We start from the raw sequence: 12,528 nt of genomic DNA, 5'->3' as shown, positions 1-12,528 counted from the left end.
TACACTTAACCTTAATAAACAACATGAAAAAAGGATTATTAATTTTAACGCTACTACTAATAACTTCATTTTCTTTTGCGCAGAAGGATTTTTTAGCAGGAAAATGGAAATATGAAAAAATCCCTGACCATATTGAAATAGATGAACAAGGACTTAAAATGGCTAATGAATTTTTTAAAGACATGACTCTTTCATTCGACCAAAATAATTATACTCAAATTGTAATGGGGAAATCAGAAAGCGGAACATGGTCTTTAATTAGCGAAAGTACTTACGAATTCAGTTCATCAAAGGGTTATAAATATGAAGTTATAATTAAAAAGATTAGTAAAAATCAAATCATATTCAAACAGAAAAATAGAGAATGGCAATTAATAAAATCTGACCAAAAGGCTGCTATTGAGATTCAACAGAATTCACTAGATAAAATAGAAGGCTTAAAAATAGTTGCGAAAAACTTACTTGGAAAATGGTTTTATAATGGACGAATAAAAGATGGAAAAGAGAGTGGGGTAATACTTAAACACAATAAAGATGAGGTCGTTAATTACGAATTCAAAAAAGATGGAATGTTCATAAACAATGCACCACTTGATATAGAACTTATTGGTATTTGGAAAATCGAAAAAGATAAAAAGACTCTTGTCATTGAAAGTGAAAACAAAACTGAATTCATAAAAATTGTAAAACTTGACGGTAAAGAACTTCATCTTTACAATCCTAAAAATGAATCTATTTTGAAATTCAAAAAAAATGAAAACTAGGTGTAACAGTTTGTATAATTCATATCCTCCCTTTGGGAAGTAAACACAACATGTATAAAACGTTAGTAGTTATAACAAAAAATGACTAAAGAAGAATATAAAAGAAAATTTGAAGAAGATGAAGCTGTTGGGTGGTTAAGTTTGGATAAATTGACAGAAAAACTATACCCAAACCAAGAACCTAAACATTATGGAACAGTTATCAAATATATGCTTGGTGGCGAAGATCCATTAGATGGAGTTAGTATTTATGAAAGTAAAAATCAAAATAACCATTATCATTTTGTGTCTTACGGAATGTCTAACTTGTACTATGATCTGGATAATTGTGAAGAGGAATTTAGTGGATGGGGATTTGAGTTTACATTTAGACTAATCCCATTTAAGGAAGATAACGAAGATCCTAAATGGGTGATTTCCTTAATGCAAAATCTTGCAAAATATGTTTTTAATAGTAAAAAATGGTTTGAAGAATATCATTTTATACCTGCAAATGGACCTATTAGATTAAACACGGAAACTAATATTACCGCAATTGCTTTCGTTGAAGACCCTAAAATGGGAACAATTAAGACACCTAATGGAAATGTTCAGTTTTTACAGATGGTAGGAATTACAACGGAAGAATATGAGCAATTGAAGCAAAACCCTAAGACTGGTGAAACTAAGATTGTGCTAGATAGGTTAAAAAAAGAAAATCCATTATTGATAACTGACCTAAAAAGAAAATAATACAACTGCTAACAATTCGTATAGTTCATTTACTCCACTCGCTACCGCTAATCTGCAGCTAGTGGCAATACTCATGAGAAAACATAACCAAGAGTCTTAAACCCTATTTGATACATTTTTTATAAATGATATATCTAAATTACGTAGCACACTAGTTATAAACTAACAACAGCTGGGACTACAATTTGAGCCTCTTTAAATGTGAAACTAATCGCAGATTTCAAATAAATTTGGACTCGCTGCATTACGATAGATATAAACTAATTAAAGTCAAAAACTATCCGTTTTACTTTAATCTTAGAAAATATCCGGATTCGATCTCAAGATTGGTCAGGTGTAATTGAATCAACTGCTAATAAAAACACATAGAACTAATATCAGGCTTACTACCTAAAAAATTACTAGTTTTATAAAAACAATTAATTTTTCGTGTAGCTAGTACTAAGTACCTGGGCTGGAACTAGTCATATACGAAGACCTTACCTGCAAGTGCATAAAAGAGATCTAAAATAATAGTGAATGAACAATAAAATCACTTTTTTTATAGGAATACTAGGAGTTAGTCTTTTTGTAGTCTCTTCTATTTTAGGTGGATTTCTAATTGAAAATTATAACATATTCAGTCAATATATAAGTGAATCTTATGCAATTGATACTAAATATGGAATTTTTTTTAGAATATTTGGTTATATTCCAAGTGGTATTCTTATTGCTTTATTTTGCTTTCTTGGAGTGAGATATTTTCCACCGTCTAAACTACTCAAAATAGGATTTCGCGGAATCGGAATATTTTATGGGTTAGCTACAGTAGTTGTTGGAATATTTCCTTGTGACAGTGGTTGTAATAAAGAATTAATTGATCCTAGTTCTTCTCAGCTAATTCATAATTTTGTGGGTATACTAACTTATTTATTTGTTCCTGTTTTTATGATTTTAATTGGATTTGAATTAAAAAAAGGGCTCAATAATACGTTTTCTTTACAATCAATTGTATTTGGCGCAATTAGTATGTTGCTTGTATATATATTAGTTTCTAACTCAAAATCTGAATATATCGGACTTTATCAAAGAATGGTAGAGTTGGTGTTTGTTATATGGGTAATCTTTTGTGCTATTGTAATAAAAAATAAAAAACCAATAAGTAACAAGGGCTATAATTAATTCAGGGCTCAGTTCTTGACCAAAATTTTAGAACTTTTAACAAAGACCGCCAAATTTTTAATTTGGCTATAAAACTGAAATAAGATAAAAATAGCATAATGTTTAGTGAAATAGTAGAACTTATTAGAAAAGCAATAGAGATTTCTGATGAAGAAGCTAAAATAGTTGAAGATTGTATTCCAATCAAAACCTTTGAGAAAGGGACAATATTATTAAAAGAAGGTCAAGTCTCAAGAGAATCATATCAAAATTTATCTGGATTAGTTCGTAAATATTATATCATTGATGGCAATGAAGTAACAACTAATTTTTACGAAGAAGGCACATCGATCGCTTCATTTACAAGTCTACATCAACAATCTCCTGCTAAACACTATTTTGAATGTATAGAAGATTGTAAACTAGCTGTTTTAAATAAGGATAAAGAAAAGGAGCTTATAGAAAAAGTGCCAAAGTATGAAGCCTTGTGTAGAACTTCAGTAGAAGAAGATTTGGGAAAACAACAGGATTCTTTGGCTGCTTATTTAATTTCTTCACCCGAACAACGCTACGTAAGTTTACTTAATGATAAACCAAAGCTTTTAAATAGAGTTCCATTATATTATTTAGCAAGTTACATCGGTGTAAAACCAGAATCATTAAGTAGAATTAGAAAAAGAATTATGAAAAATAGATCCTAATAGTTGTTTTTACTTTACTACCAATATTCAAATATTTTAGAGATTTTACCTTTTCTAAATTCAAAAAGTGTCACTTGCGGTTCTCCTTCTTCAATCCTTCCATTGTTTTTTAACATATAGCTTCTTTTAACCACTACAACGTTGAGTCCAACAATTTTATTTTCTATTTTAATATCCACGATTTCTCCATTGTACGCTCCATTTTTTTGATTTCGAATATAACCGTTGTACAAATCTTCTCTAGAATAAATACCTCCATATTTTGGATGAACATAGGTGAAATCATCAGTAAAAAGTTCAAAAATTATGTCAATATCTTTTATTGTTGAATTAGCCTGAAATGTCTTAAGGTTTACATCATAGTATTTTTGAACTCCAATTTCTAATGAGTCCTTATGCGTCTTAGTAACATGCTGCGCTATAGTTTGAGTTGTTGTAAAAAGTATGAGTATTGAGATTATTAATATTTTAATAAGTGTTTTCATAATTGATATTGGTTACGTATTAAAAAAATAAATTCCATTTAGTATGCACTTTGCTAGTAAAAAACTGCTGACAATTAATATTACATTAAAACCATAGTTAACTTCTTTCTTTTGTGTTTTATAATAAATCTTATTCCTTTTAAAAACAGCTGCTAAAACTCCCATAATTATAAACCAAATGGTAAATAGGAAAGATAATTCTGTGTAAATTAAAAGACCAGCTAAATCGTGTACAAATCCTGAAAAACCAAACGTTAAGACCAGAGCTACATACGAATGACATACTCTTTTTAATGGTTTATAAATATATTTATTGAGATAGTAGTTCCATATTGGATTCCAGTGTACCCAAAACAAATCAAAAGAGTTGGCGCCCAAGGACCTTTTAAACATATTTCCCAAAGACTTTGGATGTCCAAGAGGAACACCATTTCGCTTTTTTACATAGTTATTTAAAGATACCATACATTAAAAGTTTTTTGTGAAAAGCCTTTAACCAATAACCAAATCGTAAATGACAACTCACCAATTACACCAGTAAAAACAACAATTGCCTGAAAATAAGATTGATATTCATGATAGCTAGGTAAAAATAGTTTTGAAAATCCATCAATAAAGTAACCTAAAGCCGCTAGCACTAATAAAACACCAATAAATTTTGGTATATAATTAGATTTGAAAGCCAAAAAACCAAGCATCACTAAATGCGCACCAAAAAATAGCAGTCCAATCGTCCAAAGCTTATCGAAATTAGACAGTAAGTAAATGACACTATTTTGTAATTCTTCCGAATTTATTGATCGAGATGTAATTTTATAAACCTCAAATAATTTAGTTAAAGCAATTATAAAAAATGAAGCGTGTAAACCTCTAAATAAGGAGGCTATATATGGTACTATTTTTTGAGTTGGTTCTGTGATTTTAAATAATGACCAGATCAAAAACACATCTGAAATTAACATTATAAAAAAAGCAATCAACCCATGTCTAAATTGAATGGAATCATTTATAATATTCAAGGTTGTTTGTTCACTATTATCTAAATCTACCAGATTTTCTAGAATTGCAAAGTTTGCGTAAAAACCGGAAATGAAAATTAAGAGGTATGCAATCCCCGAAGCTTTAGCCATTGCTTTCATAGTGTTGTATTTTACATAGTAATACAAAACTATAGCCATTTAGAAAGTTATAAATTGACTTTAGTTAAGAAGTGAAATAAATAAGAGCATCTATTACTTAACCAAAGTCAATTTTTTTCAAGAACTCTTTTTTGACTTTTGTATTTCAATAATCTTATTATATGAAACCTTTAATTATACTTTTATCAAGTTTTGTAATTTCCTTGTTTGCTATTAAAATTATAAACAAGGAATATGATTTTGCATTATCAGGAAGAATTGCAATGTCAATAATGCTGGTATTTACAGCAATTGGACATTTTATATTTACTAAAGGAATGTCTATGATGATACCTAAACTTATTCCATATAAAGGGGTATTCGTTCATCTAACAGGTGTATTCGAAATTTTACTTGCAATAAGCCTTCTCATTCCGCGATTGAAATATATATCTGGTTGGACTCTAATTATTTTTCTTCTACTAATGTTACCTGCTAATATTTATGCTTCAATAAATAATATAAATTACCAAAAAGGAACATTTGACGGAAGCGGTCTGGCATATTTATGGTTTAGAATTCCTCTACAAGTTCTGTTTATAATCTGGACTTTTCTTAGTACTATACGAATGTATTAACTAAAAAAGCAAGTGGCTAATAAGGTGTAAAAATAGCGGTTTAGGTCTTAGCCTAAACCGTTTCTATATTTAATTAAGTATATTGTTATTTTATGAGTAGTCGTGTAAATTACGTTACTACTAATACACCAAACGGTTGTATGTTATGAAGGAAAAAACAGAAATTTGATATTATTGGCAATATGAAAAATCGAATCGGATTAAATATTTTAGTTTTTAGTGTGGTATTTCTTTTTTCTTGTACCAAGGCTGTAGAATATTCTTTTAAAGTAGATGAAGTATCTCCTTGGTGTATATTGGGGTTTGATTCTTTAGATAGAACTCCGAAAGAGCGAATTGCAATGTTAAATGAAATGGGATTTACAAAATATGGTTTCAACAAAGGCAAAGGAGACTTGAGTACAATGAAAGAAGAATTTAAGTTGGCTAGAGAAAATGACATTGAAATAACCTCTATTTTTCTTTGGCTAAATTCCAAAAGAGACAGTATCGGAAAATTGAGTTCATCTAATCAAGAGTTGCTACGTAATCTCAAAGAGGTAGAATATAAACCAACGATATGGGTTAGTTTTAGCGATAATTTTTTTGAAGGGAAAAATCAAGAGCAATCATTACAATTGTCTATTGAAATGATTAAGTATATAAAAGCAAAAGCAGATGAAGTAGGTTGTAAAATGGCTCTTTATAATCATCGTGGTTGGTTTGGGAATCCTCATCACCAAATAGAGATTTTGAAACAATTGAACGAAAAGTCGCTGACTATGGTATATAATTTTCATCATGCTCAAGAATATGTTGATGAATTTCCTGAGATTGTAAAAAAAATGAAGCCCCATTTATCATATGTAAATTTAAGTGGTGTGAAAAAAGAAGGACCTGAAATCTTACCAATTGGTAAAGGTGATTATGAATACGAAATGATCAAGAGTTTATTAGATGAGGGATATAATGGACCATGGGGGATTCTTGGGCACGTTAAAACAGAGGATGTACAAAAAGTACTAACTCGAAATATGGAAGGGTTAAAATTGATTAATTCTAAACATAAAAGGCATTCTTCTTTTTTGCATTGATGCAAGATTTTTATAAATTGAATAAGAAATAAAAACTCGCAGATATATCAATTGGTTCAGGTGTGTTTGCGATGATTTATATATTTAGCGTTTGATATTAATTAAATGACATTCTACGAAAGAAAAATTAGTCGAATAAAAAGTAATCATTATTCAAATGATATACAGATAGAAACTGTGATAGCAACCCGCAACTTTATCAACAATAATTTTGACCAAGAATTGAATTTAGATTTTTTATCAGATGCACTGTTTACTTCTAAATATCACTTATTACGACTTTTCAAGAGGTATTACGGACTAACTCCAAGGCAATACTTAATCGATAAACGAATTGAAAAGTCAAAAGAGAATTTAAGGAATGGAATCTCTGTAACTGAAACCTGTTTTTCAGTTGGATTTAAAAGTTTAGGATCATTCAGTACATTATTTAAAAATAAAACAGGAAAGTCGCCAAGTGAATTTCGAAAAGAGCAATTTTCGAGAAGTAAATTTGAATTAAAGTCCTGAACTTTGGAAAATAAATAAATCTAAGATGAAAGTAACACTTATTAGTATTCCAGTTCGTGATCAAGAAAAGGCTTTAAAATTTTATACAGAAAAATTAGGTTTCTTAATAAAGAAAGATGCACCATTAGAAGGAGGAAACAGATGGCTAACTTTGGTTTCGCCAGAGTGGCAAGATGGACCAGAATTATTATTAGAACCAGCTCCTAATCATTTTGAACCATGTAAAGTCTTCCAAGATGCTTTAATGGAAGCCGGATTTCCTTATACACAGTTTGATGTAGACAATGTTAATAAGGAATATGAAAGACTTATCAAACTTGATGTTGAGTTTAGCATAAAACCAACTAAAATGGGAACTGTAAAATTTGCGGTATTTAATGACACTTGTGGGAATAACATTCAAATTGTCGAAACACTGTAAAAAAAGAGAAGTGGTTAATAATATGTTTGATTAATACGCCAATATAATCAGAAATCACAGCGGATTTTCTAAAATCAAAGATTCGCAAACTGTAATGCTTGATTATTAATCAGATTTATACCGCTGCCAAGTTATTTAGAGAAATTTTGCAGACAAATATTCCCAGTTTGCAGAATGTATTTTTTATATGTAATAAATAGATTGATTTTTGCTGAAAATTATTTAGTATTTTAATATCGTGAAAAAATCAATTATTGTAGGATTACATATTGGATTTTGGATATGTTACTTTGTCCTAACTATTGTTTTAGTTGTCCTTTCGTTGAGAGGAGAAAATAATACTATTGTAGAAGAAACAACAGAAAGAGTACTTTATTTTACCGTAATTCCGTCTGTTATTTCTTATTATTTATTCTATTTTCTTGTATTTCCAAAATTTCGTAAAAAGAAGTTTGTACGGACTATTATGTATGCATTTTCATTTACAATTGGCGCAGCTTTTATTGGACATCTTTTAATTTATATTTTTTTGGGAACTGAGAGCTTGATAGAACGTAAGGAATCTATGACTGTTGGGTTCATTTTCAGTTCTTTTATATGTCTTACGACAGGTGCTGTTGCTCTAATAACTAAAGGGTTTATTACGTGGTATGAAGAATTAAAACTAAAAGAAGAACTGAAGCAACAAAATTACGAAATGGAAATGGCCTTGGTTAAATCACAACTAGACCCACACTTTTTGTTTAATACATTGAACAATATTGACATTCTAATTCTTAAAAATGCTACAGAGGCTTCTACTTACTTAAATAAATTATCTGATATTATGCGTTTTATGTTATTTGAAACAAAAACAGATAAAATTCTACTATCTAAAGAACTTGAATATATTGAGAAATACATTGCGTTACAAAAGATAAGAACGGTAAATTCTAATTATATCAATTTTAATATTATTGGTTCGTCAAATGGTAAAACTATAGCCCCAATGGTTTTTCTACCTTTTATAGAAAATGCTTTTAAGCATACCACAAATAAAAAACTAGATAATGCAATTACAATTTGTATTGTTATAGATAAAGAATTTGTGAAATTAGAATGTAGAAACAAATTCAATCCGAATAGAAAATTAAGCCAGAAAAATAGCGGTTTGGGAAATACGCTTATTCAAAGAAGACTGAATCTTTTATATCCAGGAAAGCACACTTTAAAAGTTGAAAAAGAAAACGAATACTATAGCGTTAAGTTAACAATTGTTCAATAAAATTATAAAGAACAGCATTACTAATGAAACAATATAAATGCATTATCATTGAAGACGAGCCATTGGCGCTCGAGAGAACTAAAGAGTTCGCTCAAAAAGTGCCTTTCCTTGAGGTATCTTCCACTTTTGACAATGCACTAGATGGTCTTACTTATCTAAAAACAAACAAAATAGATGTTCTCTTTCTGGATATTAACATGGATGAGTTAACCGGAATAGAGTTATTAGAAAGTTCAAAAATAGAAAGTCAAGTAATTATAACCACAGCCTATCAAGAATATGCACTTAAAAGTTTTGAACTTAATGTTACTGATTACTTATTAAAACCGTTTACATTTAATAGGTTTCTTCAAGCGGCCAACAAAGCTTTGGATAATTTGGATAAAGTAGCGACAAACATTGCTCCTGAATTTATTTTTGTCAAAACGGAGAATCGACTGGAAAAAATTAACCTTCGAGATATTTTATATATTGAAGGAATGCGTGATTATCGTAGAATCCATACTATTAATAAAAGGATTATGACCTTGCAGAACTTTAAAGAGCTTGAACAAATTATACCACCTAAACTGGTATGTAGAGTACATAAATCCTATATGGTTTCATTACGTAAAATAGATTCTATAGAAAGAAATAGAATAAGAATTGCGGATCAACTCATTCCAATTTCCGAAACGTATAAGGTCATTTTTTTTCAATTGATAAGCGCTACCAAATGGTAGCGTTTTTTAGTACATAGGTAATCATCATTTTCATATACTCTTTTAAGGTTTAGATTACTTTAATTATCTATAATATTTCAATTTAATTTTCTCCTCATTCTGGTTTCAGATATAAAACCGAACAAGACGTTAGTAAGTATGTTTAAGTGGTTGATAGTTAGGTTTTTGTTTCGGTTTATTCAATTTTTTTGCAGATTAAAAAGAGGAGTATGCAGACATATATACTGGTCTTGCATATTAAAGTTTTTTCTCTATTCACTTCACTTGATATTTGCTTAACTATTAATTGTTTAATCCAATAAAAAAGAAATAATGAGCACTTTAATTAAAATGATAATACTAACAATTTTAGTATCGTTTAAGTTAGAAGCACAAGTGGAAATTCCAAATGGTAATTTTAATCAGTTTGAAATTATTAAAACAGAAATCCATACTTATAGTTTACCTGTAGGTTGGAAAGAGCATGAAAAAAATAATTCTAGACGACAAGTTGATGGACAAGGTTTTGCGTACAAATATGATGTGCCAGATGCTAATGGAAATGCACTAGTTTTATACAGAGAGTATTATGCACAAACTAACACAATATTCACAAGTTTTTGCATTCCTGAAAACAAAGAAAACCTCCGATTGGTTGGGCGATATAAATTTTCAGGCTCAGATATTGATACTGCTAAGGATACCTTACGTATTACAGTTTTTTCATCAGAAAACTCAATAGAGAATACTCCAGAGACACTTCCTGAAGATGTTACGGCTCTAAATATAAGCACACCCAAAGCACAATTCGAATGGTTTCATATAGATATAAACAATATCCAAAAGAACAATTATATAACCATTGTCATTCAACTTATATCTGGTAGTGATGATAGTTATTATTGGGGACATTCTAATGCCGTATTAGATGATTTAAAGTTTGTAGACATTAAAGACTTAGCACAAGTAAATTGAAAATTTTACTTAATACATTATAAAATAATTTATTATGAAAACGCAAAATACAGACCCCAAAGTACTTTTATCTACCTTATGGATTGTCATACTATTCAATATGATAATCAGAGATCTACACGAGTTTTTACGTGATGGTTATATGGAAGAAATGATGACGCTTGAGATACCAGAAATAACAATGTTGGTATATGGTGTAATAGCGCAAATACCTATCCTAATGATTCTCTTATCAAGGGTTTTAAAAGAAACACTTAATAAATGGTACAATACAGTTGCTGCATTTATTACATCGCTAGGCTTATTAAGTACTTTACCAACAGCTGATATGGATGATGTTTTTTTTGTAATTATTCAAAATATTCTTCTAGTAATCGTTCTAAGAATTGCATGGAAGTTAACTGCGGATGATAACGGTTTTAAATCATTGGAGGCATGATCATGATCGTTAAATCCATAAGGTTTTTTAAAGCTCATGTTTACTTGTTACTTACCTTAATCATATTCTTTTATGGTAGCGTAAGGGGTATAAGCCATACAACCTTTTTAGAAGAGTTCAACTATCTAATATCTCATCAATAAGTTAATCATCAATTTGATAAAGAATATGAAAGCCATATAAACCTTAACAATACGCTACTGTTTGATTATATGCGTTTGATCTTTTATTCTGAAACTATGCGAAGTTATGACTTGAGAGTAGAAGAATTTAATCAGTTTTTTGAGGAAGGTCTATCTAAATCACTTGCGTTCTATAAATCTTTAACATACATAAATAACTCTGATATAAATAATTTGATAGAAACAAACCTTTATAGGAATTCAGGTTTGAACCATCACATAGCAAAACCTAAAGTTGCAAAAATAAATTTATCAATAGCTCTAAATTCACTTAGTCAGTTTTCGGGTCAGTGGTATGGGAATTGGAGAGAAATGCAAGTACATCATCTGTGGTTACCGGTTAGAAAATGTGTTCAAAAAATAACAGATGAAGTGACTCTGATGGGTTTTCAATCATGTTTTACTGGAGATGGTTTTGGTTGGAATTATGTACTAAAAGAAAAGAACCAAGTCATCATTTTGGGGTTTGTATTTCATTATAAAGATAATACAAATACCATATCAAAAAATCCACATTATGCTTTTTTAAACAATAACAATCAATTGATTTGGATTTCTGAAGATCATATTTATTGTGAATTCGTTTGTAACGATTCTAATTGCTTTCAAAAAAGACATTATGTTATTTCTGGAGCAGCATACAAAGAACAAACTAAACAGTTGAATTTTACGCACGGATTCCAAACAATTTATTTAGACAATAAAGAAGACTTGCCTGCTTTCAAAAGCATTAATCTAAACTAATTATAAACAACTACAATAAACTCCGTAAATAATAAATTAGAAATAATGATACATTTAAGATTAATAATTACACTTATCCTTATCTTTTTAATTAGCTCAATCGATGCCCAAAGTAATAAACGTTCGTCATTTTTTGTTGGTTATGAAACCTTTGAGATGACCATGAACAAATTTCAGAATTTTGCAGGAGAAGTAGGTTATCGATTTAATGATAAAAATCAAATTAGATTAATGATAGGAGAAGTCAACCTAACGGAAAGACACTTGTCTAGTAAATGGGAAGCTGCCGCAGTAGATGGAGATAATGTAGAGGGATATTTTAGAATCTATGAACTTTACTATGATCGATATTTTGGGAAGCGTAAGAACTTTTACTATAGTGGAAGTATGGCTTATGTTAAAGATGAGTATAATCACCTTATTTCTGATAATAGTTTAGAAAATGAAACGCCTACTGTTGGATTTGCCTTTGGTTATAGAAAAGAAAATTTATTTGGCATAAAGCATTTATACGTCAATATATCAATACCCTTTAGATACTACGTCAATGATATTCCTGAAACAACGTGGGGAGAGACTACAATTTCATCGCATAAATTCGTAAACAATTTTTGGTTTTTTATAGGCTATCATTTTTGATT

Annotated in this window: 17 protein-coding genes; 14 read left to right on the top strand and 3 right to left on the bottom strand. The window is 29.6% G+C overall.

Features of this window, described 5'->3' with window-relative positions:
* Window positions 1-23: 23 nt before the first annotated feature.
* The 4 genes from NMK29_RS12605 (at window position 24) to NMK29_RS12590 (ending at window position 3,337) form a co-directional block, all read left to right on the top strand.
* Window positions 24-764, top strand: a complete 741-nt coding sequence (locus tag NMK29_RS12605) for a hypothetical protein (RefSeq protein WP_108803878.1) — start codon at window positions 24-26, stop codon at window positions 762-764.
* Between the two features lie 81 nt (window positions 765-845).
* On the top strand, window positions 846-1,496 hold the full coding sequence (locus NMK29_RS12600; RefSeq protein ID WP_108803879.1) for a suppressor of fused domain protein: 651 nt from the start codon (window positions 846-848) through the stop codon (window positions 1,494-1,496).
* 519 nt (window positions 1,497-2,015) lie between these two features.
* A complete protein-coding gene (locus NMK29_RS12595) occupies window positions 2,016-2,657 on the top strand; it encodes a DUF998 domain-containing protein (RefSeq protein WP_027391966.1) in 642 nt (213 codons plus the stop codon).
* Window positions 2,658-2,755: 98 nt separating this feature from the next.
* Window positions 2,756-3,337 (top strand): Crp/Fnr family transcriptional regulator, encoded by a 582-nt coding sequence (locus NMK29_RS12590; RefSeq protein ID WP_027391965.1) that lies wholly within the window; start codon window positions 2,756-2,758, stop codon window positions 3,335-3,337.
* Window positions 3,338-3,354: 17 nt separating this feature from the next.
* Here the strand turns inward: NMK29_RS12590 and NMK29_RS12585 are convergent, their stop codons facing one another.
* Genes NMK29_RS12585 through NMK29_RS12575 form a run of 3 tightly spaced genes read right to left on the bottom strand, consistent with a single transcriptional unit; the run spans window position 3,355 to window position 5,000 of the window.
* The gene (locus NMK29_RS12585; protein ID WP_108803880.1) at window positions 3,355-3,822 is read right to left on the bottom strand and encodes a nuclear transport factor 2 family protein; all 468 of its coding nucleotides are present in this window, start codon (window positions 3,820-3,822) and stop codon (window positions 3,355-3,357) included.
* Window positions 3,823-3,834: 12 nt separating this feature from the next.
* Complete coding sequence (locus NMK29_RS12580; RefSeq protein ID WP_108803881.1) at window positions 3,835-4,287, bottom strand: MBOAT family O-acyltransferase; 453 nt, start codon at window positions 4,285-4,287, stop codon at window positions 3,835-3,837.
* Window positions 4,275-5,000 carry a DUF4386 domain-containing protein gene (locus NMK29_RS12575; protein ID WP_108803882.1) on the bottom strand — a complete coding sequence of 242 codons (726 nt, stop codon included), beginning with the start codon at window positions 4,998-5,000 and terminating at the stop codon, window positions 4,275-4,277. Before NMK29_RS12575 ends, NMK29_RS12580 begins: the two co-directional genes overlap by 13 nt.
* 122 nt (window positions 5,001-5,122) lie before the next feature.
* Here NMK29_RS12575 and NMK29_RS12570 point away from each other — a divergent pair, with 122 nt between their 5' ends.
* The 10 genes from NMK29_RS12570 (at window position 5,123) to NMK29_RS12525 (ending at window position 12,526) form a co-directional block, all read left to right on the top strand.
* Window positions 5,123-5,578, top strand: coding sequence for a hypothetical protein (locus tag NMK29_RS12570; protein WP_108803883.1), 456 nt, complete (start codon window positions 5,123-5,125; stop codon window positions 5,576-5,578).
* 182 nt (window positions 5,579-5,760) lie between these two features.
* The gene (locus NMK29_RS12565; RefSeq protein ID WP_108803884.1) at window positions 5,761-6,651 is read left to right on the top strand and encodes a sugar phosphate isomerase/epimerase; all 891 of its coding nucleotides are present in this window, start codon (window positions 5,761-5,763) and stop codon (window positions 6,649-6,651) included.
* A 105-nt stretch (window positions 6,652-6,756) separates the two neighbouring features.
* The gene (locus NMK29_RS12560) at window positions 6,757-7,161 is read left to right on the top strand and encodes an AraC family transcriptional regulator (protein ID WP_108803885.1); all 405 of its coding nucleotides are present in this window, start codon (window positions 6,757-6,759) and stop codon (window positions 7,159-7,161) included.
* Window positions 7,162-7,186: 25 nt separating this feature from the next.
* Window positions 7,187-7,582, top strand: a complete 396-nt coding sequence (locus NMK29_RS12555) for a VOC family protein (RefSeq protein ID WP_108803886.1) — start codon at window positions 7,187-7,189, stop codon at window positions 7,580-7,582.
* A gap of 238 nt (window positions 7,583-7,820) precedes the next feature.
* A complete protein-coding gene (locus tag NMK29_RS12550) occupies window positions 7,821-8,846 on the top strand; it encodes a sensor histidine kinase (RefSeq protein ID WP_108803887.1) in 1,026 nt (341 codons plus the stop codon).
* A gap of 23 nt (window positions 8,847-8,869) precedes the next feature.
* Entirely contained in the window at window positions 8,870-9,568 is a 699-nt protein-coding gene (locus NMK29_RS12545) for a LytTR family DNA-binding domain-containing protein (protein ID WP_108803888.1), read from the top strand.
* 312 nt (window positions 9,569-9,880) lie between these two features.
* On the top strand, window positions 9,881-10,522 hold the full coding sequence (locus NMK29_RS12540) for a hypothetical protein (protein WP_159092249.1): 642 nt from the start codon (window positions 9,881-9,883) through the stop codon (window positions 10,520-10,522).
* Between the two features lie 34 nt (window positions 10,523-10,556).
* Window positions 10,557-10,961, top strand: coding sequence for a DUF6326 family protein (locus NMK29_RS12535; protein WP_108803890.1), 405 nt, complete (start codon window positions 10,557-10,559; stop codon window positions 10,959-10,961).
* A 212-nt stretch (window positions 10,962-11,173) separates the two neighbouring features.
* A complete protein-coding gene (locus NMK29_RS12530) occupies window positions 11,174-11,887 on the top strand; it encodes a hypothetical protein (RefSeq protein ID WP_108803891.1) in 714 nt (237 codons plus the stop codon).
* 45 nt (window positions 11,888-11,932) lie between these two features.
* Window positions 11,933-12,526 carry a hypothetical protein gene (locus tag NMK29_RS12525; protein ID WP_159092250.1) on the top strand — a complete coding sequence of 198 codons (594 nt, stop codon included), beginning with the start codon at window positions 11,933-11,935 and terminating at the stop codon, window positions 12,524-12,526.
* Window positions 12,527-12,528 lie beyond the last annotated feature (2 nt).

Source organism: Aquimarina sp. Aq107 (assembly GCF_943733665.1).
Lineage (GTDB): Bacteria > Bacteroidota > Bacteroidia > Flavobacteriales > Flavobacteriaceae > Aquimarina.
Note: the sequence above shows the minus strand (reverse complement) of the source record. Positions and strands in the feature narration are given on the sequence as shown.

Bases quoted from the DNA above. Each gene is read 5' to 3' on its own strand.
- NMK29_RS12590 (WP_027391965.1), top strand. From the start codon at position 2,756: ATGTTTAGTGAAATAGTAGAACTTATTAGAAAAGCAATAGAGATTTCT.
- NMK29_RS12555 (WP_108803886.1), top strand. From the start codon at position 7,187: ATGAAAGTAACACTTATTAGTATTCCAGTTCGTGATCAAGAAAAGGCT.
- NMK29_RS12530 (WP_108803891.1), top strand. From the start codon at position 11,174: ATGCGTTTGATCTTTTATTCTGAAACTATGCGAAGTTATGACTTGAGA.
- NMK29_RS12605 (WP_108803878.1), top strand. From the start codon at position 24: ATGAAAAAAGGATTATTAATTTTAACGCTACTACTAATAACTTCATTT.
- NMK29_RS12595 (WP_027391966.1), top strand. From the start codon at position 2,016: ATGAACAATAAAATCACTTTTTTTATAGGAATACTAGGAGTTAGTCTT.
- NMK29_RS12585 (WP_108803880.1), bottom strand. From the start codon at position 3,822: ATGAAAACACTTATTAAAATATTAATAATCTCAATACTCATACTTTTT.
- NMK29_RS12570 (WP_108803883.1), top strand. From the start codon at position 5,123: ATGAAACCTTTAATTATACTTTTATCAAGTTTTGTAATTTCCTTGTTT.
- NMK29_RS12540 (WP_159092249.1), top strand. From the start codon at position 9,881: ATGAGCACTTTAATTAAAATGATAATACTAACAATTTTAGTATCGTTT.
- NMK29_RS12525 (WP_159092250.1), top strand. From the start codon at position 11,933: ATGATACATTTAAGATTAATAATTACACTTATCCTTATCTTTTTAATT.
- NMK29_RS12545 (WP_108803888.1), top strand. From the start codon at position 8,870: ATGAAACAATATAAATGCATTATCATTGAAGACGAGCCATTGGCGCTC.
- NMK29_RS12565 (WP_108803884.1), top strand. From the start codon at position 5,761: ATGAAAAATCGAATCGGATTAAATATTTTAGTTTTTAGTGTGGTATTT.
- NMK29_RS12575 (WP_108803882.1), bottom strand. From the start codon at position 5,000: ATGGCTATAGTTTTGTATTACTATGTAAAATACAACACTATGAAAGCA.
- NMK29_RS12580 (WP_108803881.1), bottom strand. From the start codon at position 4,287: ATGGTATCTTTAAATAACTATGTAAAAAAGCGAAATGGTGTTCCTCTT.
- NMK29_RS12560 (WP_108803885.1), top strand. From the start codon at position 6,757: ATGACATTCTACGAAAGAAAAATTAGTCGAATAAAAAGTAATCATTAT.
- NMK29_RS12535 (WP_108803890.1), top strand. From the start codon at position 10,557: ATGAAAACGCAAAATACAGACCCCAAAGTACTTTTATCTACCTTATGG.
- NMK29_RS12600 (WP_108803879.1), top strand. From the start codon at position 846: ATGACTAAAGAAGAATATAAAAGAAAATTTGAAGAAGATGAAGCTGTT.